Source organism: Leeuwenhoekiella palythoae, from assembly GCF_900130045.1.
GTDB lineage: Bacteria > Bacteroidota > Bacteroidia > Flavobacteriales > Flavobacteriaceae > Leeuwenhoekiella > Leeuwenhoekiella palythoae.
This window is the reverse complement of the sequence record NZ_FQXT01000004.1, coordinates 201694-225548: the sequence shown is the minus strand read 5'-3', so window position 1 is coordinate 225548 and position 23855 is coordinate 201694. Positions and strand designations below refer to the sequence as shown.

22 protein-coding genes are annotated in these 23855 nt (G+C 39.4%); 8 read left to right on the top strand and 14 right to left on the bottom strand.

Annotated elements, in window-relative coordinates:
• Positions 1-157: 157 nt before the first annotated feature.
• The 6 genes from BUA96_RS11380 to BUA96_RS11355 all read right to left on the bottom strand — a co-directional run bounded on the left by BUA96_RS11380 (position 158) and on the right by BUA96_RS11355 (position 5662).
• Positions 158-910, bottom strand: coding sequence for a head GIN domain-containing protein (locus BUA96_RS11380; protein WP_072983195.1), 753 nt, complete (start codon positions 908-910; stop codon positions 158-160).
• Positions 911-1027: 117 nt separating this feature from the next.
• Positions 1028-2245, bottom strand: coding sequence for a tetratricopeptide repeat protein (locus BUA96_RS11375; RefSeq protein ID WP_072983194.1), 1218 nt, complete (start codon positions 2243-2245; stop codon positions 1028-1030).
• A gap of 10 nt (positions 2246-2255) precedes the next feature.
• Positions 2256-2888, bottom strand: coding sequence for an energy transducer TonB (locus BUA96_RS11370; protein WP_072983192.1), 633 nt, complete (start codon positions 2886-2888; stop codon positions 2256-2258).
• A gap of 18 nt (positions 2889-2906) precedes the next feature.
• Positions 2907-4340, bottom strand: coding sequence for a M56 family metallopeptidase (locus tag BUA96_RS11365; protein ID WP_072983191.1), 1434 nt, complete (start codon positions 4338-4340; stop codon positions 2907-2909).
• A 2-nt stretch (positions 4341-4342) separates the two neighbouring features.
• The gene (locus tag BUA96_RS11360) at positions 4343-4702 is read right to left on the bottom strand and encodes a BlaI/MecI/CopY family transcriptional regulator (RefSeq protein ID WP_072983189.1); all 360 of its coding nucleotides are present in this window, start codon (positions 4700-4702) and stop codon (positions 4343-4345) included.
• Positions 4703-4864: 162 nt separating this feature from the next.
• Positions 4865-5662, bottom strand: coding sequence for a DUF2797 domain-containing protein (locus BUA96_RS11355; RefSeq protein WP_072983187.1), 798 nt, complete (start codon positions 5660-5662; stop codon positions 4865-4867).
• 99 nt (positions 5663-5761) lie between these two features.
• Here BUA96_RS11355 and BUA96_RS11350 point away from each other — a divergent pair, with 99 nt between their 5' ends.
• Complete coding sequence (locus BUA96_RS11350) at positions 5762-7291, top strand: GH3 auxin-responsive promoter family protein (protein WP_072983185.1); 1530 nt, start codon at positions 5762-5764, stop codon at positions 7289-7291.
• A gap of 324 nt (positions 7292-7615) precedes the next feature.
• Complete coding sequence (locus BUA96_RS11345; protein WP_072983184.1) at positions 7616-8386, top strand: TolB-like translocation protein; 771 nt, start codon at positions 7616-7618, stop codon at positions 8384-8386.
• A 191-nt stretch (positions 8387-8577) separates the two neighbouring features.
• On the opposite strand, the gene clpX is transcribed toward BUA96_RS11345, so the two are convergent.
• The 8 genes from clpX to BUA96_RS11305 form a co-directional block, all read right to left on the bottom strand.
• Positions 8578-9810 carry an ATP-dependent Clp protease ATP-binding subunit ClpX gene (clpX, locus tag BUA96_RS11340; RefSeq protein WP_072983182.1) on the bottom strand — a complete coding sequence of 411 codons (1233 nt, stop codon included), beginning with the start codon at positions 9808-9810 and terminating at the stop codon, positions 8578-8580.
• A 45-nt stretch (positions 9811-9855) separates the two neighbouring features.
• On the bottom strand, positions 9856-10530 hold the full coding sequence (gene clpP, locus BUA96_RS11335; RefSeq protein ID WP_072983180.1) for an ATP-dependent Clp endopeptidase proteolytic subunit ClpP: 675 nt from the start codon (positions 10528-10530) through the stop codon (positions 9856-9858).
• Positions 10531-10682: 152 nt separating this feature from the next.
• On the bottom strand, positions 10683-12005 hold the full coding sequence (gene tig / locus BUA96_RS11330; protein WP_072983179.1) for a trigger factor: 1323 nt from the start codon (positions 12003-12005) through the stop codon (positions 10683-10685).
• A 95-nt stretch (positions 12006-12100) separates the two neighbouring features.
• A complete protein-coding gene (locus BUA96_RS11325; protein ID WP_072983177.1) occupies positions 12101-12442 on the bottom strand; it encodes a phage holin family protein in 342 nt (113 codons plus the stop codon).
• A 271-nt stretch (positions 12443-12713) separates the two neighbouring features.
• Positions 12714-14207, bottom strand: a complete 1494-nt coding sequence (locus tag BUA96_RS11320) for an SGNH/GDSL hydrolase family protein (protein WP_072983176.1) — start codon at positions 14205-14207, stop codon at positions 12714-12716.
• A gap of 13 nt (positions 14208-14220) precedes the next feature.
• A complete protein-coding gene (locus BUA96_RS11315; protein WP_072983174.1) occupies positions 14221-15483 on the bottom strand; it encodes an OmpP1/FadL family transporter in 1263 nt (420 codons plus the stop codon).
• A gap of 270 nt (positions 15484-15753) precedes the next feature.
• A complete protein-coding gene (locus tag BUA96_RS11310) occupies positions 15754-16524 on the bottom strand; it encodes an alpha/beta fold hydrolase (protein WP_072983172.1) in 771 nt (256 codons plus the stop codon).
• 3 nt (positions 16525-16527) lie between these two features.
• The gene (locus BUA96_RS11305; protein ID WP_072983842.1) at positions 16528-17241 is read right to left on the bottom strand and encodes a pyridoxine 5'-phosphate synthase; all 714 of its coding nucleotides are present in this window, start codon (positions 17239-17241) and stop codon (positions 16528-16530) included.
• An 86-nt stretch (positions 17242-17327) separates the two neighbouring features.
• On the opposite strand from BUA96_RS11305, the gene BUA96_RS11300 reads away from it, so the two are divergent.
• The 6 genes from BUA96_RS11300 to BUA96_RS11275 all read left to right on the top strand — a co-directional run bounded on the left by BUA96_RS11300 (position 17328) and on the right by BUA96_RS11275 (position 23854).
• A complete protein-coding gene (locus BUA96_RS11300) occupies positions 17328-17990 on the top strand; it encodes a CBS domain-containing protein (RefSeq protein WP_072983170.1) in 663 nt (220 codons plus the stop codon).
• A 5-nt stretch (positions 17991-17995) separates the two neighbouring features.
• Complete coding sequence (locus tag BUA96_RS11295) at positions 17996-18880, top strand: NAD kinase (RefSeq protein WP_072983168.1); 885 nt, start codon at positions 17996-17998, stop codon at positions 18878-18880.
• Positions 18881-18979: 99 nt separating this feature from the next.
• Positions 18980-19672, top strand: coding sequence for a type IX secretion system protein PorG (porG, locus tag BUA96_RS11290; RefSeq protein ID WP_072983167.1), 693 nt, complete (start codon positions 18980-18982; stop codon positions 19670-19672).
• Between the two features lie 9 nt (positions 19673-19681).
• Entirely contained in the window at positions 19682-20422 is a 741-nt protein-coding gene (locus BUA96_RS11285) for an isoprenyl transferase (protein ID WP_072983165.1), read from the top strand.
• Positions 20423-20426: 4 nt separating this feature from the next.
• Positions 20427-23009, top strand: a complete 2583-nt coding sequence (bamA, locus tag BUA96_RS11280; RefSeq protein ID WP_175546498.1) for an outer membrane protein assembly factor BamA — start codon at positions 20427-20429, stop codon at positions 23007-23009.
• Between the two features lie 35 nt (positions 23010-23044).
• Entirely contained in the window at positions 23045-23854 is an 810-nt protein-coding gene (locus tag BUA96_RS11275; RefSeq protein WP_072983162.1) for an OmpH family outer membrane protein, read from the top strand.
• Position 23855 lies beyond the last annotated feature (1 nt).

Here is a 23855-nt window from a genome sequence, read left to right as displayed (position 1 = left end):
TTGAGGTTTTAAGCTGCAAAGATACGGTTTAAAATCAGCGTTTGAGATTTTGATAGGTATGGAAAATTAGAGCATCCTGTAATCACGGATGCAGGATTTCGAAATGAATGAAATTTGTGAGATTTCCGCCTTCGCGGAAATGACTAAAGTGATTTTCCTACTGGAAAATCAAGCGTCCGGTGTACGTCTCTTCAACCTCAACAATGGGCGGGCGATTGACTGAAATTAAATCTCCCGTGCTTAGAACACTTCCGCGCAAAGACTGAATGGGATTTACGATCACTTTATTGGTTCCGCGATGATAGATATTGGCATTTTGAATGGCAAAATTTTCGCCTTCAAAACGAATATCGCCTTCTAGAAATTCAATAGTTGCTGTTTCGGCTGCGCCGGAAATAAAGAAATTGCTGAGTCCGTTTGCGGTGATGTTGAGCGTATTCACATCCAGCTCCAACCTAAAATCGCCGTCTTTATGATAAAAATCTTCTTCTTCAACATCTTCACTAGTCAGCGTTAAGGAATCAAAAGACAACACGCCATCGCTTTGCACTTCATATCCTGAAGCATTACGTATTTCGGTAAGCTCTGGAGTGGTTACATAAACTTTGCTGATGTTGTAGTCGCGCACGAGATTGCAGCCGTTATCGTTAAACAGCGTGAGAATGCCATCGGTAACGCTTACTTCGATATCATTGACCAAATTTTCACCGGTTGCAAGCACAACTTTTTGCGTTTCGCCTTGTTTTACAATAAGCTGCAAACGCTCTTCAACAATAATCTTAGAAAATGCTTCAACCGGGATTTCTTGTTCGATGCGCTCCCCTTCAGCTTGAAAACAATTGAGTCCTTTTTCTGAGTTACAGGAAAGAAAAAAGATAAAGCTAAAAGATAGAAGTAGGTAATTTTTCACAGCCTTTGATTAAGAATGCTAAAAGTAAGCAACTGCTTTAATTATTGATATTGTAATTACGAATTATATACTGAGAATTTAAAAGTATCTCGGAAGCGCTCAATGTAACAGAACAACTTACTCCTCTTCTCCCTCAGCCATAAAGATCTCCCGATTGAGTTTATCGCGACGTTCTTTAGCGAGCTTTAGTGTATGATCAAACTTTGCGTATTTACCATCCTCATATTTTTTAATGAAGTCTTCGTACAGTTTGAGCACCGCACGGCGGTCTTCGTAATAATTGTCGGCGATGATCGCTTTAGTATATTCTGCGCTCTTATTTCTAGGGTTTTCATCCAAAGACCGGTTGACATACTTCATAGCGCTGGCCCATTCTTTTTTCATCTCGTAGGTTCGCGATAAGGTATAGTACTCCTCAAACAATGGTTGGTCTTTGTAAAGAACTGCAAACAAGCCGTGCATTTCAGCAGCATCTAAATCGGCTGTGAAATTATATAATTTGGCTAGGGTTGCGTGATCGTAAGCATCTTCAGGAGCGAACTTTAAAGCGCCAAGATACTGCTCGATAGCATCCTCGTACTGTCGTTTTTTATAATAAAGATTGCCCAGTTTTTCTCTGATGAATTGGGTGTCTTGCCCCAGTGCCAATAATTTTTCAAACCACTGGATGCCTTCCTCATTCCATCCCTTGTAATAATAACTTTGAGCGAGCGTGCTGATGATCTCCACATTAGTAGGATAACTTTCTAAGGCTTTAAACGCCAGTTTTTCAACCATCGCAAAGTCCTTTTGTTTAAGATAAGAGGTCGCAACTTCGGCAAGTGCTTTTTGGTGCGTACTGTCTAAGGCGATAGCTCTTTCATAATCTTCTAAAGGATCGTGAACTTTTGCAAGCTTTTCTACTAAAACACTATCAGACTCTTTTCCTGAAATATCCCTAGGTCGGTTTTCATTAGCGCGGCCGCGCTGGTAATAAAAGTCTGGATTGGTATCATAAACTGAAATTAAAGCTGAAAAAACACTATCTGCCTCCTTAAACTGACGTTTGGTGATGAGCAGTTTTCCATACTCATTCATCGCGATAACTTCGTCTGTACCTGTTGCTGCCAATTTATAGTTGACCAACGCATCATCAAGGGTCCCTTTAGCTTGATGGGCACGCGCTAACTTTAAATAAACACGCTCGTTTTTAGCTTTAATTTGTTCATAGCTCTCAATGGCCTTGCTGTAGTTTCCCACAGCATATAAACTATCGCCAATGGCCAAAGCCGAAACCTCTTGTGCTTCGGCCCGGCTGGCTAGTACTAAAAATATAAATAGATAAAAACTGCGCATTTTTGAGTGCTTAAGGTTTTAAATCATAAACAATAGGTAACGTAAATAATGCCGCCATTGGCTTTCCTTTATGTTTACCCGGTTGCATTTGTGGTAGATCTTTAATTACCCGTTTTGCTTCAGCGCTTAATGCTTTGTCATAGTCATTTCTAATCTTTACATCCTGAATCTTTCCTTCTGTATCAATTAAAAAGCTTGCGGTCATTTCATAGCGGCCGCGCACTTTAGAGGCTTTGTAAACTTCAGCATTGAAATGGGAGGAGACATAAGTAGCAATTGCTTCTTCAACGCACACACGTTGCACTTCCATATTAGCATCTTCACAAGAACTATAATATGGCGGTTGTGTGATCGCATTAAACTCGACGCGATCAGCACCCAGATCATCAAAATTAAAACTCTTATTAGGCGGTGCAGTCGTAATAAAGGGTTTTTGAGATTTGTTCAAAACCATTTGGTTTAAACTTGCAATTTGCTCTCGTTCTGTTTCATTCAATTCGGCTTTAGCTTCTAGAGCAGCATCAAGATTCGCAACTCTATCTTTAAAAGAAAGTTGAGCTACATCTCTATTTTCCTTTTCTGAAGAGCACGATGTCAATGCAAAAACGGCAATACCTATAGACAAGTAAACAATCTTTTTCATAATGTATATTTTAAAGGATTACTTCGTCTGAAAAACAATAGGTAATGAATACAAAACACCTACATTTTTTCCTTTATGTTTTCCGGGAGTTATTTTTGGCAATAGACTAACTACACGTTCTGCCTCTTTTTCCAATTCAGGTACACTGGCTCTAGATTCTATATCTACGATATCGCCATTTTCATTAATACGAAATCTTGTATAAATCCTTTGAACTCCTTTCAATTGCAACTCTTCCCCGACTTTGGTATTGAAATTTGCATTTATTAATTGTGACACCTGCTCTGACATACATTTTTTACGTTCTGCATTGGTTTGCAGACTTTCACACCCCGGAAAAACAGGTACTTCTTCCACTACAGCAAAAGGAACATCATTAATTTCTTTTTGGCTTTGAGTTTCTACCACTTCTATAACAGCATCTTCGTTAGGCGAAGGCGGTGGCGGTGGCAAAGCTTTTTGATTCGCCTTATTTAAAAGATTACTTACAAGTTCGCGCTCTTCAGTGCTTATCTCTTCTTTGGCATCTAAAGTTGCCTCTAGATCCGCCACTTGTTCCTCAAGCGTAAGTGCAGCTTTATTTTCGGCGAGACCGTTGTCATCGGTACACCCTACATAGGTTAGAATTCCCGCAATGACTGGGATCAGGACTAAATATTTGAGTCCGGCTCTTTGTTTACTTTGTTTTTGTAACATAACGATTCGTTTTTTGATTAATGAATGATTGAAAAATGTATTGATGAATGAAATATGTTGCGTACCAAAAGCAGTATTTAATAACTGATTGTAATAGGCTTTCATTTCGGTTTTACGCATTGCCTGAGCATCTGCGATAAATTCGTGTATTTCGGCTAGTTTATTTTGATAGATATACACCAGCGGATTGAACCAAAAGACTACGCGCATCAGCTCAAACAGCATCAGGTCAAGACCGTGCCAGTGTTTGAGATGCACCTCTTCGTGAGCCATAATATGCGCTTTAGCTTCAGCATTGATATTTTCGCCAATAAAAATGGTCCCCATAAACGTGAAGGCAGCATCACTATTAGGTATGGTGATGATCTTAGGCGTCGTATCATTTTTACGCTTAAACCTGAAGTAGCGCTGAATCTCTTGATATTTTCTGAACAGCATTCCCGTGCTAAAAAACACTCCGGCTGCATAAAGTAATAGATAGATACTCCAGTCTGTTTCTTGTGGTTCCGGTGCATGTGCAACTTCACTTGCTTCAGCAGTTACCACTACTTCCGGTAGAAAAAATATGTTTTCGCGCAGCGGAATTTGATTTTCAAATAATTCAAATTGCATAAAGGGCAAAACGAAAGCTAAAAGCGCTGTACTTATCAAATAAATTCTATTGATATTGAAGAAGGTTTCTTTGCGAAACCAAAGCTGGTACACGGCTAAAAACAATGCCTGAAAAACAATAACTTCGAGTATATATCTTACCATAACTAGTCGTCTTTATTAATTTCTTTTAAAATAGATTCGAGTTCACTCGCGCTCATTTCTTTCTTTTTCACAAAGAAGGAAACCATACTTTTGAAGCTTCCATTGAAATAATCGTTGACCATTTTAGACATCGAGGCACTACTGTAATCTGATTTTTTCACCAGCGGAAAATAAATATGTCCTCTACCCTCCTTTTTGTAGCCCACAAATTCTTTGGTTTCCAGAATACGCACAATAGTAGACACCGTATTATAAGCCGGTTTAGGCTCCGGCATCACCTCAAGCATCGCAGCTACATTGGCTTCTCCCAGATCCCATAAGATCTGCATTACTTCTTCTTCGGCTTTGGTTAACTGTTTCATAATTTATACTGTTTAGGGAATTAGTTTTGTTATTGAACTATTCAAATATAACTAATTAATTAGTTTAACTAACATATTAGTTCAATTAATTTTAAAAAAAGTTTGCCAACCTAAAGAAAAAGCATCCTTCAGATTGGTGCGAATTACTGTAAATACTAAGGTTTAGGCCGAAACGCTAAGGCTTACTACATAGCCCTCCCAGTTGCGTACATTAAAGACGGTTCCGTCCTCAAATAGAAGATACTGCCCTTTTATTCCTTTTAAAACACCTTGATACTCCGGCGTTTTTTCAAGGTTAAGGCTCTTTAATTTCTTAGGGTATTGTAAAACCGGGAATTCTATATTGGTTTCCTGATTGCTGGCGATGTAGTACTCTAGCGCCTCCTCTGGAATGTACTGTTTTAAGGCGTCGCGCTGCTCGACCAGATTCTCATCTTCGATCTCATTTTTGAGCATTTTACGCCAGTTGGTTTTATCAGCGATATGTTCTTTAAGAGCGACTTCGGTGATTCCTGCTAAATACCGATTTGGAACCTCGACGATCTCAATCGCTTCATGCGCGCCTTGATCTATCCAACGCGTAGGTACTTGCGTTTTGCGCGTAACCCCAACTTTTATATTGCTGCTGTTTGCCAGATATACAATATGCGGCTGCAGTTGCACTTTCTTTTCATACTCCAGATCGCGATCTTCTTGATCTAAATGCGCTTTGCTAAGCTCCGGTTTCATAATCCAGTCGGCTGCTTGAGGCACTTTATAGAAGTCTTCATAACAATAACCTTGACGGTATATTTTTTTATTCAGGCCGCACGCAAGGCATTGATATTTTAAAAATTCGATGCGTATTTCTTTGTCTAAAAGCTGGTTGACGTGAATAAAATCATCTTCAAAAACCAAATAATATTGCACCGGATTTTGGAGTTCGGTTTGCATTTTGGTAAGTACGCCTTGGTATTGCATAAAAGTGAAGGATGTTGAATTAATTCAGTTTAAAAAAAGTATTTTTAGGCGTGATTTTTTATCAATCCTAATAAACTAGAGCTCAAATATACTAACAAAATGCCGATACCCTTAGTCAATTCTATCGCCAGCTGGTTTCTCAAAAAGCGTATTCACCAAATGGAATTGTTTCTAAAATATCCTCACGAAGTTCAAAATGAATTGCTGCTGAAGTTAGTACACAAAGCTAAAAATACAGAGATCGGTAAAAAATACGGTTTTAAAGATATTCGTTCCTATAACGATTTTGCACAACAAGTTCCCATAACCAATTATGAAGCCTCGCACGAAATGATCGAGCGTGCGCGTCGTGGGGAAAGCAACATCTTCTGGCCTTCCCCCGTCAAACTATTTGCGCAAAGCAGCGGAACAACAAACGCAAAAAGCAAATACATCCCGGTAAGCCCTGAAGCGCTTGAAGATTGCCATTATGCAGCGAGTAAAGATCTACTTTGTGTTTATCTAAATAACAATCCCGACTCTCAATTGTTTACCGGAAAAAGCTTGCGCCTGGGCGGAAGCAAACGCCTTTATGAAAGTAACGGCACCTCGTATGGTGATCTCTCAGCGATATTGATCGATAATATGCCGTTTTGGGCAGAGTTTAGCAGTACTCCCGGGAATGAGGTTTCCTTGATGAGCGATTGGGAAGTTAAAATGCAAGCTATCGTTCAGGAAACCATTCAAGAAAAAGTTACGAGTCTTGCCGGTGTACCTTCTTGGATGCTGGTGCTCATCAACAATATTTTAGCTACAACCGGCAAACAAAGCCTTTTTGAGGTTTGGCCCAATCTGGAAGTCTATTTTCACGGGGGTGTAAGTTTTGAACCTTATCGCGATCAGTACAGAAAAGTATTGCCGCGTCACGACTTTAAGTATTATGAGATCTATAATGCTTCTGAAGGTTTTTTTGCGCTTCAGGATAAAAACGAACGTAGCGATCTCTTGCTTATGTTAGACTACGGAATTTTCTATGAATTCATCCCAATGGATTGCTATGGGCAGCCCGGTCAGAAAATTATTCCGCTTAGCGAAGTTGAAAAAGGAAAAAACTACGCTATTGTGATTACTACCAACAGCGGATTGTGGCGCTATCGCGTAGGTGACACGGTGCGATTTACTTCTATAAATCCGTATCGTATACGCGTGAGTGGGCGCACTAAACACCACATTAATGCCTTTGGCGAAGAATTGATCATTGAGAATGCCGAAGAAGCCCTAAAGAAAGCAACAGCGCTTACCCAGTCTGAAATCGTAGACTACACAGCTGCACCTATTTTTATGGATGGAAAAGAAAAAGGTGCTCACGAATGGTTCATTGAATTTAAAGTGGCTCCTAAGGATCCCGAGCATTTTAATCAACTTTTTGACAAGGCTTTACAGGAGATCAATAGCGATTATGAAGCCAAACGCAAAAATAATATGACTTTAAATCCACCCACTATACACTACGCCCGTACCGATCTATTTTACGATTGGTTAAAATCAAAAAATAAGCTTGGTGGTCAGCACAAAGTTCCCAGACTCAGTAATTCTAGAGAATTAGTAGAAGAATTGCTGGTTTTAAACGCCGCCTGCACACAAGGATAACCCCTAGATTTTCACTTCAACGAATTTTAATCCCGCTTCAACTAAAATATTAGCATATGCGCCCAGTCTCCCCTAAATTGGCTGCAACAAATCACAACTCAAATTACTCAAGCTTTTCGAAGCTAATAGCTTTGACACTGATAGTAACCCTGCAAAGCGGGTTACTATCAGTGTCAAAGTAAAAAAAGCGAAACTACGATCGCTTTCAATTCAAACTCCTCACCTAATTTATTTGCAAAAAGGTACACGTCATCGCCAAATGACCATACCTATATCGTTTCTGAACTCAGTTTCAACACTGCTTCAGATGAGTATGCCACGTGTTTGTTTGAAGATAAACTAGTTGTGGTCTCCAACCGAAAAATCACTTCACGGTCCGGAAGTTCTACAGTTTTAGATCAAAGCGAATACAAACTTTTAGGTTTTTCAAAATTTAAAAACAACTGGCGGAATCCTCATTTACTTGCTGGAGTTTTTACAGGAAAAACCAACCACGGCGGTCTCACATTTAATAAAACACAAACGCAGGTGTTTTACACTAAAACCGAAGCAGGTAGTACAAATTATCAACTATACGTTGCCACCCGAAATCCTAAAAACCCCGCACAATGGTTTGCCCCAAAACGTTTAACCTTAGCTCCTAAAGGATATTCTGTTGAAAATCCGTGGTTAAGTCGCAATGGCAAAACGTTGTATTTTTCGAGTGATATGCCCGGTGGTTATGGCGGTTACGACTTATATTCCGTTGAAATTTTACCTAACGGAAGATTTACAACACCAAAAAATCTTGGTAAAAACATCAATACTTCAGCTAACGAAAAATATCCCAGCTTAAGCGTTGAGAACCATATACTCTATTTCGCATCTGATCGCCCGGGAGCTTATGGCGGCTATGATCTGTATCGCGCATATACCGATGCTGAGCTGTATAGTTCTGCTCAAACTTTAGGTTCGGCGATCAACTCCGCGGCAGATGAAGTAGGTTTTGTACCAGTTACCACAACTAAGGGCTATTTCAGTTCTAATAAGAATTCGTTGAGCCAAAAGATGAATGTTTATCAGTATGAGCACACAGCTTCGGTAGCTGGATTTTAAGCGAGCTAGTTAATGGAATAACCTTCCATCAGCAAACTAGCTAAAGGCAAGCTCTTGAGGCATTAGCTGGAAGTAAATTTTTGATTTCGAAGCTTCCCAATAGTTATTGGGACAGAGTATTCAAGCCTTTCGCGGGGGCCAATAAAAAAAGCTCGGCAATACCGAGCTTTTTCATCTTTATGTATTTCAGCTTAAGAAACTGCCTTAAGCTTTTTAATAGTTGATTTCTCTAGCTTAAACTGCGCATATTCTTTATCTACTTTAAAGGTAGTAAGATCAGAACTTGGCAGATCAAACATCGCATCAGTAAAGATCGCTTCACAAAGTGAGCGTAATCCACGCGCACCCAACTTATATTCGATCGCTTTATCCACAATATAATCCAGCGCCGGTGCAGTGATCTCAAATTCGATATCATCCATCTCAAAGAGCTTTTCGTACTGCTTTATAATAGCATTTTTAGGCTCGGTAAGAATTGCTCGCAAGGTTTTTGCATCAAGCGGATCCATATGTGTGAGTACCGGAAGACGACCAATAATTTCTGGGATCAAACCAAAATCTTTCAAGTCTTTAGGAATAATGTATTTCAAAAGATTTTCGCGGTCAATCACTTCGTCGCTCATACTCGCACTGAAGCCTACTGCCTGCATATTCAAGCGTTTGCTGATCACACGCTCAATACCATCAAACGCACCACCTGCAATAAACAAGATATGCTCTGTATTGACTTCAATAAACTTCTGATCAGGATGTTTTCGACCTCCCTTAGGCGGAACGTTTACAGTAGTTCCTTCTAAAAGCTTCAATAACGCTTGTTGTACGCCTTCTCCGCTCACATCTCGTGTGATCGAAGGGTTATCACTCTTACGTGCGATTTTATCGATCTCATCAATAAAAACGATTCCGCGTTGCGCTTTTTCAAGATTGTAATCTGCTGCTTGTAACAAGCGCGTTAAAATACTCTCTACATCTTCTCCTACGTAACCTGCTTCGGTCAAAACGGTAGCATCTACAATAGCAAGCGGCACATTCAGCATACGCGCAATGGTTTTTGCCATAAGCGTTTTACCGGTACCGGTTTGCCCTACCATTACAATATTACTCTTCTGAATCTCGATCTCATCTTCGGTCTCAGGTTGTAATAGACGTTTGTAATGATTATACACCGCTACGGCCATTACCTTTTTTGTAAAGTCCTGACCGATGATATACTCATCTAGAAAATCTTTAATCTCTTTAGGCTTCTTGAGTGTCAGCTCTCCATCTAACCCATTTTTGTTCACGTCTTTGGCTTCCTCAAGTACAATACCGTGTGCTTGCTCGATGCAACGGTCGCAAATGTGTGCGTCCAGCCCTGCAATAAGCAAGTTAGTCTCAGACTTTTTTCTGCCACAAAATGAACATTCTAATTCTTCTTTCGCCATAATTCAATCATTTGGGTAATTCAACAACTTCAACGTTGTTCTGACTTATTCTCTCGCCAGAATTTCGTCAATCATTCCGTATTCTAAAGCTTTATCAGCTTTCATCCAGTAATCACGATCACTGTCTTCATAAACCTTATCGTAAGGCTGACCTGAATGCTTTGCAATAATCTTATACAATTCTTCTTTAAGCGTAAGGATTTCACGCGCGGTGATCTCGATATCACTCGCTTGTCCTTGTGCTCCACCTAATGGCTGGTGAATCATCACTCGTGAGTGTGTTAATCCACTACGTTTTCCTTGTGCACCAGCACAAAGCAAAACTGCGCCCATAGAGGCCGCCATACCGGTACAAATAGTAGCCACATCAGGTTTAATAAATTGCATGGTATCATAGATCCCTAGACCTGCATACACACTACCTCCAGGAGAGTTAATATAAATCTGAATATCTTTAGAAGCGTCTGTACTTTCTAAGAAAAGTAATTGTGCCTGAACAATATTTGCTACCTGGTCATTGATACCAGTCCCCAAAAAGATGATGCGATCCATCATCAAACGTGAAAAAACGTCCATCGCCACAGCGTTCATCTGACGTTCTTCGATAATATTTGGAGTAAGACCTACCGGGTACATGCTACTCATGATTTTATCGTAGTACATGCTGTTTACGCCCTGATCTTTAATCGCGTATTTTTTAAATTCGTCTGCGTAGTTCATAGTATTTTTTTCTAATTCCTGAAGCGCGCTAAGGCTTCAAAATAAAAGTTCAATAAAAAAGGTGTTTAAAACACCTTACTAATTTTTAAGTAAAAAGGCGTTTCAACATACCGTTAAAACGCCTTAAAGATACTATATAAATTAGAGAATTACTAGTTGTAAACTTCTTTGACAAACTCGTCAAAAGTCACTTCTTTCTCTTTTAATTTTACATTCTCTTTAAAGAAATCAAGCAATTTTTTGTTCATCAATTGCTCAGAAAGTCTTTTAACCTCATCCTGATTACTCAAAATACGTGCTGCGATACCTTCTAATTCTTCATCTTTAGGATCGTTTTGACCAAACTGTGCCATCTGTGCTTTGATCATTTCTTTAGCGTAAGCTTTGATCTCTTCAAAAGTGATCTGCAGCTCGTTATCCGCAATGATCTTACCTTCGATCAACTGGTAACGTAGTCCCTTTTCAGAACGCTCGTACTCTTCAACAGCTTCTTCAAAAGTCAACTCCTTCTCACCACTTCTCTGAATCCATTTCTTTAAAAATTCAGCAGGAAGATCAAATTCTGTATTCTCGATCAATCTTTCGGTTACATCATTAAGCAACTGCTGATCGCTTTGCTGCTTGAATTGATTTTCACCTTCTTCTTTAATTTTTTCCTTAAGCTCAGTTACCGAAGTAATAACACCCGGACCGTAAAGCTTATCAAAAAGATCCTGATCTAAATCTGCAGGCTCTCTGTGGTTAACTTCTTCAATAGTAAAAGAAACTTCAAGATTTTTCTCTTTTGCTTCTTCTTCTGAAAGACCTAAGAAAGAACGGTAGTCACCCGCTTCTTTAAACAAACCTTTAGTAGAAACAGTAACCGTGTCACCTACTTTTGCACCCACAAACGCCGAAGTATTTGCTTTACCTTTAAGTTTGTTTACTTCAAACATGGTTTTCTTCTCAAACTCAGCTTCTTCATTAACAAAGCTTCCAGAAACCTCATCGTCTTTCTCTACCTCCTGCTTGCTTGTGATTTTTCCGTATTGCTTTTGAATAGTAGTGATTTGATTATCTACCATTTTATCATCAACAACAATAGTATAGCTTGTGATCGCTTTTTTAGGCTGAAGATCTATTTCAAACTTAGGCGCAAGACCTAATTCAAATTCAAAGGTATAATCACCGGCATCCCAATTAAGATCTTCTTGATCTTTAGGTAATGGATTACCTAACACATCAAGTTTTTCTTCAGTAAGATATTTTTGCAGACTATCTTGTAAAAGCTTGTTTACCTCATCTACCAAAACGGCCTTACCGTACTGCTTTTGAACAAGACCCATAGGCACGTGCCCTTTTCTAAAACCAGGAATGTTTGCAGATTTTCTATAATCTTTAAGTACTTTCTGTACTTTGTCATTATAGTCATCTTTTGCAATATCTACCTTAAGTACTGCATTTAAATCATCAATATTCTCGCGTGTAATATTCATCTTCTAGTGATATTTTCCTATAAAATTTGGAGTGCAAAAGTACATCTTTTTTATATCCCCACAAAGTTTATAAGCATTTGGTATTCAGCAAGCTTCTAATCCTCTTTTATAAGTGCAAAAAGCAAGGACTGAAACAAGGAGAGCAACAAACTAAAAATCAATGCCCACCAGATACCATCTACTGCAAAACCGCCCACGAAATAATCTGCTATCAAAATGATGATCGCATTGATGAAAAGCAGAAAAATTCCAAACGTTACTATCGTGATCGGCAGCGTAAGTATGACTAAAATAGGTTTCACGATCAATCGCAACAGCGCGATTACCACAGCGACGATAAAAGCTGTAAAAAATGAGGTTACCCCTACACCCGGTAGCAAATACCCTAAAATGATAACGGCTAATGCGGTAAGTAATAATTTGATTAAGGTTTTCATAAGGTTAGGTCAAGTTAAAGTAAACTACCTAAGAGCAAGTCCGTGAGGCATTGGTTAGTAAAAAATTTTTAATTTTAATGTATTTCGATCGCTATCGGCGAAATATCCAACCCTTTGGCGATGCCATTCAAAGCCATCCAGTCAAATCATAATAAACTAGAATCGAAACCATAAAGAAACCGATTTTAGGCATATTAGGATTTACGTAAAAATAAAAAAATCGCTATCCTCACAGATAGCGATTTCTATAAAGTAAACTTAATGTTTTAGCTTAATTACTGATGTTCACCGTTCCGTAATCACCTACGTTAACCATTGGTAATGTAGAACCGTAAGTTTCATTTATTGCAGCAATTGCTTGATTTGCTAAATAGGCATAGCCTCTTGGTGTAGGGTGCACACCATCTAAAGAGAACGCTCCACCGGTAGCAAAAGTAGAAGTCAATGTTCCTGCGTCAAAAGCGATACCACTTTCTGCCAGTTGGTTTAAAATAGCACGCGCATCAACAAATGCTAGCCCGTTAGCTTGAGCTAAACCTTGTATTGTAGCATTATACGAAGCCTGCGCAGTAGCGATCATCGCCTGCTCTTCAGGAATCAAAACATATTGATCTCCAACAGGCACTCCTACTCCAATTACAGAATTAGGATTACTAGGGTCTGCAAGAGTCCCGATAATACTTGATGATGTTAACACAAAAAGATCATCTGGAGTCGCTTGTCTTATTTTTGGGATTTCCTGACCATTGGTAGGATTAAGCAATGTGGTAAGATTTTCATCTTCGATCACAATCGCGTTTTGACCCGCTGTAAAATTAATAGTTCTTGCGTCACGCTCTTCAGTAGTGATAACTCCTAAAGCCGCATACTGCGCTAAAGCACCATTATATTGCACATATGCTTGATTTACTCCTGCTGCAGTAGCCTCATCTAAAGGAATTGCGTTATAAGGCACCGTCGTAAAAAACGGTATAGAAGTCACGTCAGGAATGTTAAAAACCACTCCGCCAGAAGCCGAAGCTGTTAAAGCTTGAACTTCTTGATTATATACACTCGCAAACACATTAGGGTCTGTAATATCATTAGCACCGTACGTCGTCGGGTCTAAATTTCCGGTCTGGTCTACTCCAGTTCCCCCGCTCGTTGCATAGCTTAAAATATCATTGTTACCGATCCAAAGTGAGAAAAACGACGGACTTTGAGCTGCCGCATCTCCTATTATTGTAGCATCAGTACTTGACGCAAAACGCACAAAATAGGGGTTTGCTGCACCTGCTGCTACCCCGGCAATATTACCATAACCCGGTGCTACTAAATGAAAACTTTTTGCCCCAGGAACACCCATATTATTAAAAGGTCCTTCTAAAACATTTGCAATATCAGTCGTAGGTGTACCCTGCAAAGGTGTTGGTCCTGGATTACCATCAGCATCTAAGGTCAATACAAAACGATTCGGTTGAATTTGCGTACCATTAGCTAACAAACCACCCGTATTATCATCAACAAGAGGCTGTGAAAACAAGCCTCCGCCAGCTAAGGCAAATTGACCTGCTAAAATATTAGGAAAACTATTCTGTTGCCCACTTATGTATAATGCGCCATCAGCATAACCTGAGGTCAGTGAATTTCCAACAGCAACATAGTTAGAAAAATCTGCCGAGCCACTGCTATAAAAGCCGCCATCTTCAATAGGATTGTCTAATTCTGCCTCACAAGCTGTTAAAAGCACGGCTGACAAAGCCATATATTTAATATAATTTTTCATCGTATAGCTCTTTTTAAAGTTTATAAGTCAAACCAATTCCCGGCACAAACGCACTTGATTTATAAGTACCCCCAAAAGAAGACCCGTCATCTACATAATCATAAGATTCATTGATCTCTTTAAAGCGCACATAAAGGAACGAGGCGTCAATAGCAAAACTGCTTGAGATCGCATAAGAAAGTCCGGCTGAAAAACCATTACTATCGTTACGCGGTGTCTCAGGAGCGAAGTAGCCCGACTGCACCGGTGATTCGTCAAAATAATAACCTGCACGCAGCATGAATTTTTCACTTGCCGCATAGCCTACACCAAACTTATAAATAGAAGAATTTTTATAGTTACGAGGGTTTATAGATTCTGAACCATCTGCAAAAACAATATCCAGATCTTCATAAACATCCCAATATGTTCTGGTATAATCCACATTAACCACCCACTTATCTTTGCTATACGAAGCACCTACAGTAAGTTCTGCTGGAAGTGGAAGTGATGCATTAAAACCTTGAGTTCCGTTTGAAGGAATTGCAGTTCCTCCTACGACTACAGGTTGACCACTGTCATTAGGAAAGTTTGCGAAGGTTGCCGCACCATCTTCAGATTCCAAAATAATTTCAGAACGATAATTTGCCCCAAAAGTCAGGTTTTCAGTAGCTCTAAACATACCACCTACAGACCATCCCCAATTGGTTACCCCACTATCATCAATAGTTACGTTAGAGCGATTACCCTCTTGATCGGTTAAGAAACGATTGGCATTTCGGTTAAAGTTTACATTACCTGTTACAAAAATAGGCCCACCACCAACACTGAATTTATCGCTGATTTTAAAAGAAATCAAAGGTTGAATAAACACGGCCGCCAACTCAATATTGTTAACCAGATGCGAACCTGCCCAATCAGTTGGCCATTCTACTGTACTACCATAAGGTGTATATACTGCGAGCCCTAAACTCAATTGCTCATTTAATGCATAAGAGCCGTATAGGTAAAATGGAGTTCCCATAGGGCTATCAGTATTGGCAAACTGACCGGTACTCTCATTTTGCCACGCCACACTAGAAAAAACACCAAAACCACCGGCTGAAGCATTAATCTTGTTCTCTAAATACACTAAACCGGCAGGATTGAAAAAGGCCAACTCGGCACTGTTTACATAAGCCACTCCGGTATGCCCCATCGCAAGGGCACGCTGACCTTGAAGTCCAACTCTATAACCTCCCGCAAACGTTATCGCCGAGGCTAATAAAAATAAAGACGTTGCTAAAACTCTCTTCATACTTTAAAAGGGTAAAATTATAATTTAATAATTGAGGTGAAATTTTTTAAGAATCTCATAAAAATTAACCATATTTATTATGCATGCACAATAAATACCTTCAACAATGTTATAAAAATTTATTGAGTTGTAATAGGATTTATAGTGATTTTATGATTACCTAACAACTAATTCGTTTAAGCACTAGCAGTAATAGCAATAAGAACTTTAATTTATTACAAAGCTGAAGTTCATCTTAAGAAGGAAACGTTTATCGAAAAAGACAAAGCCCTACTCTAGGAATTTCATTACTTCCGCATAAAAGTCTTTCGGGTTTTCTGCGTGTAACCAATGACCGGCTTTTTCAATCCCTATAATTTTGGCAGCAGGAAAATGTGCTTTGATTAGTGGTTTATCATCTTCAGTGATGTAATCAGACTTTAATCCATTTAAAAATAAAGTCGCCCCTTCATAAACCGTTTGAGTTGGTAATCCTTCACCTATAGCCTCTACTTCCCTTTTGAGTACCGGCAGATTGACTCTCAAGGCTAAAGTTTTATCCTTCTGCCAATACAAGTTTTTTAATAAGAATTGGCGCGTTCCCCAGTCTGAGATGTATTCTTTTAAAAAGTCATCTGCGTTTCCACGTGAGGTTCTTGCTTCGTGATTTTCAGATAATGCCGTTAAACCTTTTAAAATTTGCTGATGATGCGGCGCGTAGTATTTTGGTGCGATATCAGCAATAATAAGTTTATTAATGTATTCCGGATAGCGCATAGCGAAGAGCATTGCGGTTTTGCCTCCCATAGAATGCCCCAGCAGCACAATATCTTTCAAGCCATGCTCCTGACAATAATTCTTTAGATCTTCAGCTAGAACTTCGTAGTTAAAAGTGTCGCTATGAAAACTTCTTCCGTGGTTGCGCTGATCAACCAAATGCATTTGATATCCGGCTTCTGCAAACTGATTGGCTAAAGTTTTCCAATTATCTCCCATTCCCAGAAAACCGTGTAAAATCACAAAGGGTTTTCCTGAGCCGGTAATACTGCTGTGTAAAATCATAAATTAAATTAAGGCGTCTAAATACGATTTGATGGTTTTTTCTAGTCCGTCATAAAGCGCTTCGGCGATCAATGCGTGCCCTATAGAAACTTCTAACAGCCCCGGAATACTATCAGCAAAAAACTTGATGTTTTCTAACGAAAGATCGTGCCCGGCATTGAGCCCCAAATCTAAGTCCTGAGCTAGCAATGCAGCATCTACATAAGGCTTAACTGCATTAGGATGTCCTTCTTTAAAACCTACCGCAAAAGCTTCGGTGTACAGCTCGATGCGATCTGTACCGGTTTCCTTTGCTCCTTCAATCATTTCGGCAACCGGATCAACAAAAATAGAGGTGCGAATTCCATGAGATTTAAATTCGGCGATAACTTCTTTTAAAAAGACTTTGTTCTTTAACGTGTCCCAACCTGCATTTGAAGTGATTGCATCTACAGAATCTGGTACTAATGTCACCTGATCTGGCTGAACTTCTAAAACCAAGTTAATGAACTTCTCAACCGGATTACCTTCTATATTCAATTCGGTTTTTACAACCGTTTTTAAGTCTCGGGCATCCTGATATCTAATATGACGCTCATCGGGCCTTGGGTGAATGGTAATTCCCTGCGCTCCAAAAGATTCAATATCTTTTACAGTCTTAATTAAATCAGGAACATTACCCCCTCTGGCGTTACGTAATGTTGCGATCTTATTAACATTTACACTTAATTTTGTCATCTCAATAATTGTAACTTTGCTTGCAAAAATACGAAGTAACACAGGCTCTGACCCTACTTTTTTAATTAAATTGCATCAAAGAGGCTATGAAAATCACAGATTACATCATTAAGGATATTGACCCGCTTGACGAGCATGTGCTCATGGGCGAGGCTCAAGAACTGTTTACACAAACCACCTACTCCCACGTGCCTATTTTAAGAGAAGGAGTTTATGTAGGTTGCCTGAATGAAAATGATGTACACTGTCTGGATGCAAAAGAAGTGATCGCAGAAAACAATCATATGTACGAAGTGTTTTTTGTACGTACTGACACTAACTGGCTCAATGTTTTAGAAGCATTCGCTCAAAACAACGCTAACTTGATGCCTGTACTTGATGAGGAAAACGCTTCTTATCTGGGCTACTACGAGCTTGCAGATGTGATGACGTATTTTAACAGCACGCCTTTTTTAAGCAAAAACGGAAGCATCATCGTTATTGAGCACGGCATTTATGATTACAGCTTTAGTGAAATCAGCCAGATCATTGAGTCTAATGACGGTAAAGTGCTAGGCGCATTCATTTCTCAGGTAAAAAATGAGGTTGCTCAAATTTCCATAAAGATTGGATCAGACACGAGCTTTAATACGATTCTTCAAGCCTTTAGGCGCTATGGCTACGTAGTCGTTTCTGAGCATCAAGAAGATGCCTTTATAAAAGATTTACGTGATCGCTCTCAATATTTAGATAAATATCTCAACATTTAAAATGTATGAAAGTAGGTATCTACGGTCAATTTTATCATAAGAATTCAGGACATTACGTTCAACAACTGCTTGATCTTTTAAATCAAAAGGACGTTGAAGTTATAATTGAAGAGAATTTTCTGAAGTTGATTCATGAAAATGAAGAAATTGACAAAACCTATTCACACTTCAGCACTTTTGAAGAGTTAGATAACACCTACGATCTTTTTTTTAGCATTGGCGGTGATGGCACGATCCTGCAAACAGTTACCTATGTACGCGACCTTGACATTCCCATAGTGGGTATCAACACCGGACGCTTAGGATTTTTAGCCACAGTAAATAAAGAGAAACTAGTTAGTTCTGTAGATGAAATTCTCAAAAACAACTATAGCATCACTGAGCGATCTTTAATAAGTATCAAAACTTCCAAAGGGGAAGAAACTTTTGGCGGACTCAACTTTGCACTCAATGAGGTTACAGTAAGCCGAAAAAATTCTACCTCGATGATCTCTGTAGATACTTCGCTAAACGGTGAACGTCTCACAAATTACTGGGCAGACGGCTTAATCATTTCAACTCCCACAGGATCTACAGGATATTCCCTAAGTTGCGGCGGACCGGTAATTATGCCAAAAACTTCAAGTTTTATACTTACACCCATAGCACCACATAACCTCAACGCCAGACCTATTGTGGTTCCTGATTCTACCGAAATAAAATTAAAAGTGAGCGGTAGAGAAGAAGAACATCTGGTATCACTAGATTCTCGAATCGCCACGCTTCCGGTAGAAACAGAGATCACACTTACCAAAGCACCCTTCAATATTAAACTGGTGCTTTTAGAAGAAGACACTTTCCTGACCACATTACGCAAAAAATTATTGTGGGGCGAAGACAAGCGCAACTAGGCAATATTTTTTACACTTTCTTGTTTATTCAGCAGATGCATTCGTCTTAATAAGAAGCACCTAAACAATATTGTTATATTTGCAAACTTTTTACAGCCTATGAGGTATCTTTTAGTATTTACACTTGTTTTATTCGCCGTTGGTTCTACACAAAGCCAGACGTACGAGGTGGGTGTACTCGCAGGAGGAAGCAATTTTATAGGCGATGTAGGCAGAACGAATTATATTTCTCCAAACAACATTGTTTTCGGCGGAATCGCTAAATGGAACCGAAGCGCCAGACATGCATTTAGAGCAAGTATTCTTTTTACCAACTTAGAGGCTTCAGACACAGACAGTAATGATGCCAGACGTCAAAACCGCGGATATAGTTTCACAAACACTGTCATTGAAGGATCAGTAGGTATTGAATATAACTTTTGGGATTTTGACATGCATCAAAGCTTTGATAAGCCGCATACTCCGTATTTATATACAGGATTTACTTACTTTTACCACGATTCTTTTGCGCTTGATCCCGTAGAAGATGCATTGGTTAACACAAGTTCTGAATGGGATCTGGCAATCCCAATGGTTATTGGTTACAAAGCGTACATTGGCGGCAGCATCGTACTTGCTGCAGAGTTAGGTGCACGGTACACCTTTACCGATAACCTTGACGGAAATTTTCCGGGGACCGAAGAATATAATTATGCCAGTTTTGGCAACATTAATAATAAAGACTGGTATATGTTTTCAGGAATCACTGTAACCTATACCTTTGGCAGACAACCGTGTTATTGCGGTTTTTAATGACGAATAATGGATTTTTTAGACGAAATAGATCAACATAAGCTCCCTAAGCATATTGCCGTGATAATGGACGGTAACGGTCGTTGGGCTAAAAATCAAGGACTTCTGCGTGTAAAAGGTCATAAAAAAGGGACTAAAGCTGTACGGGAAACCATTGAAGCCTGCGCAGAACTAGGTGTAGCATTTGTTACGCTCTACGCCTTTTCTACCGAAAACTGGAACCGTCCTAAACTTGAGGTGGATACGTTGATGAATCTTTTGGTTTCTTCTCTTAAAAAGGAAATCAAAACCTTACAAGACAACAACATCTCCTTATCTGCCATTGGAAGTCTCAATAACTTGCCCGAAAAAGCACAACGCGAACTCAAAGAAGTTATTGAAAAGACTAAGAATAATACTCGCCTTAAGCTTACCCTTGCGCTCAGCTACGGGTCTCGCGAGGAGTTAGTAAAAACTATACAAGACATCAGTCATAAAGTTAAAAAAAACTTAATTTCGCCACATTCAATAAATGAGTCAGTCATTAAGGAGCATTTGTATACTCACGATATGCCTGATGTTGATTTACTTATTCGCACAAGCGGAGAGCAGCGGATAAGTAATTTTTTATTATGGCAAATCGCCTATGCAGAGTTATATTTCACACCTGTACTATGGCCTGATTTTACAAGAAAACATCTGTACGAAGCAATTTATAATTATCAGAAAAGAGAACGACGATTTGGAAAGACGAGCGAGCAAATTAATTAAGCAGATGCCTAAACAAGCAGGCCTGTTCCTGGCCTTTTTATTAAACTGCCTAACTTTTACAACCGCAATTGCCCAAGAAGATTTACCCGTTTCTAACGGTAAACAGTATACTATAGGAGAGATTTCTGTAGTGGGTGCAAAACAGTACAACGAGCAAACGGTGATCGCATTTACCCGTTTGCGTGCCGGGGAGCAGGTGTATTTACCGGGAGACCGTATAAGTAATGTGATCAAGCGCTTGTGGGACCTAGATCTCTTTAGCGACATCAATTTGTATGCTACAATTAACGGTGACGTGGTGGATCTTAAATTTGAAATTGAAGAAGTTCCTGAGCTTAATAAAGTTACCATCAACGGTATCAAAGAAAAGAAGGCTAAAGACATCATCAAGGACAATGATCTTAAAAAAGGCACCAAGGTGACCGAAAACCTGATCACAAAAACCAAATTTTACATTGAGAATAAATACAAAGAGCAAGGGTATTTAAACTCTAAGGTTAACATCATCACGCGTCCGGCTACAGATACCGCCGAAACTCAAAAAGTAGATATGTTAGTCAATGTTAATTTGAGTGATCGCGTTAAAATTGAAGACATTGAGTTCATTGGCAATGAGCAACTTTCTGACGCAAAGCTGCGCAAAGCGATGAAAAACACTAAAGAAAAGCGCCTATTACGCTTCTGGAAACGCTCAAAATACATCCCTGAGAATTTTGCAGAAGACAAAGTTTCTGTGGTTGACAAATACAAAGAGCGTGGTTTTAGAGATGCGCGTATCGTTTCAGATACTTTGATTCATAGCGGTGAAGATTTGATCACACTTAAATTAAGCGTTGAAGAAGGTGATAAATATTACATTGGTGATATTGATTTCTTAGGGAACACGGTGTATTCAGATCGTGAACTAGCAAGACAATTAGGTCTTGAAAAAGGCGATGTTTACAATGGGGTTTTATTAAAAGAACGTATCTCTAAGGATGGTGACCCTAACGCAGACGACCTTTCTAACCTTTATAAAAACAGTGGTTATTTATTCTCCTCTATCAACCCGGTGGAAACTAATGTTGAGAATGACACCATTGATTTTGAAATTAGAATTACCGAAGGTAAACTTGCATATTTTGACCGCATCACCATTTCAGGAAACGACAAAACTAAAGACCGCGTAATCTACCGAAACTTACGTACTAAACCGGGTCAACGTTACAGCCAGGCCGCTGTTTTACAAACAACCCGAGAATTGGGTCAAACCGGATTCTTTAACCCTGAAACTTTAAACCCGCAGTTTTTAAATGCGAACCCTTATGATGGTACTATTGATATCAACTATGCTTTAGAAGAGCAAGGTGCTAGCCAAATCGAGCTACAAGGTGGTTATGGTGGTGGTGGTTTTGTAGGAACCTTAGGGCTTTCGTTCAACAATTTCTCTATCCAGAATCTGTTTAATAAAGACGCATACCAGCCGCTTCCTATGGGAGATGGGCAAAAATTCAGCTTAAGAGCTCAAGCGAGTACATTTTATCAGACCTATAGTGCTTCATTGACAGAACCTTGGTTAGGTGGTAAAAAGCCGGTGCAATTGCAAATGAGTTTTTCTCATAGTGTGCAGTATCTATACAATTATGGTACTTCAGGTGCTAATGTAGATCGTGACCGTCGCTTTTTGATCACGGGTGGATCCTTAGGTCTTGCTAAACGTCTAGAAGTGCCTGATAACTACTTTACCATTTCACACGCGATAAGCTTTCAGCATTTTGATTTAAAAAATTATAATGTAGGTTTATTTACCTTCGGAAACGGTTCTTCTGAAAACCTAGCGTACACCATTGGTATTTCTCGTAACGAAGGGGATGTCAACCCTATTTTCCCAAGAACAGGATCACGATTCAGCCTTACAGCTAAGTTAACGCCACCTTATTCTCTTTGGAATGGAACCGATTATAAAGAACTTGCAGATGATCGTGCAGCCGCTGTAGAAAACGGAAATAATGACCGAGTTGCAGAAATTGATCAAGAGCGTTTTAACTGGTTAGAATATTATAAAGTTAAATTTGAAGGACAGTGGTTTACTTCTTTAGTTGGTAAATTAGTATTGAGTTCTAAAGTAGATTTTGGTTTCTTAGGAGCTTATAATAACGATCGTGGTATTCCTCCGTTTGACCGTTTCTTCTTAGGTGGTGATGGTCTGGGTGGTTATGCACTAGATGGTCGTGAGGTAATTCGTTTACGTGGTTATCCAAACCAATCTGTAGTTCCATTAGACCGCGATGAGGCAAGTACTTTAAATGGAAACACTGGTGCAACTATTTTTAATAAATTTGAATTTGAACTTAGATATCCTATAACTTTGAAACCCTCTGCATCTATTTATGCATTGATGTTTGCTGAAGCCGGATCTTCGTTTGACAATTTTAGAGACTATAATCCGTTCTTAATGAACAGATCTGCCGGTGCCGGGGTACGTATTTATATGCCAGCCTTTGGTTTACTAGGTATTGATTTTGGGTACGGGTTTGATCCTATTCCGGGAACCGTTGGTGGACCTAACGGATGGGAGACGCACTTTATAATTGGACAGCAGTTTTAATTTTGGCACGATATTTTCTAATACTCTAATTGCATATGAAAAACAACGTTATTTTTCTTAGTATCGCCCTCATTTTCTTAGGGCTTACCGCAGAAGCACAACGTAGTATTCGTATAGGGTATGTAGACATGAATTACATCTTAGAAAATGTCCCCGAGTATCAGGAAGCACAAGCGCAACTAGATAAGCGCGTAGCCGACTGGAAAAAGGAAATTGAAAAGCGTACCAAAGAGATTGATCAAATGAAAAAAGCGCTCGAGAATGAGCGTGTACTGCTCACTCAAGAGTTGATCAAAGAGCGTGAAGATGAGATCAAGTTCGTTGAAAATGAAGTTTTACAATACCAGCAGAAGCGTTTTGGCCCTGAAGGTGATTTGATGAAACAGCGCAGCATTTTAGTTGAGCCTATTCAAGATCAGGTATTTAATGCCGTTCAAGAGATTGCAGAAGCCAGACAATATGACTTTGTCTTAGACAAATCCTCAGACTTAGTGATGCTGTATGCAAATAAAAGACACGATATTAGCGATCAAATTTTATTAAGCATCAAGCGTTCCTCAAAACGTACGCAGGTAAACTCTAGAGCTGACAAAGAAGAATTGAAGCGCGACGAAGCCTTAACCTTAGATCAGGTAAATGAGCGAGAAGAACGGGAAGCAGAAGCGCAAGCCCAACAAACAGAGCGAGAACAGATCATCGCAGAGCGTAAAGCAACGCGAGACTCTATTCAAGCAGCTCGTAAAGCAGAGTACGAAGCGCGCAGACAAAAATTATTAGAAGAGCGTCAACGCAGAAGAGACTCTATATTAGAAGCAAGAAAAAAAGTAAAAGACTCTATAAATTAAA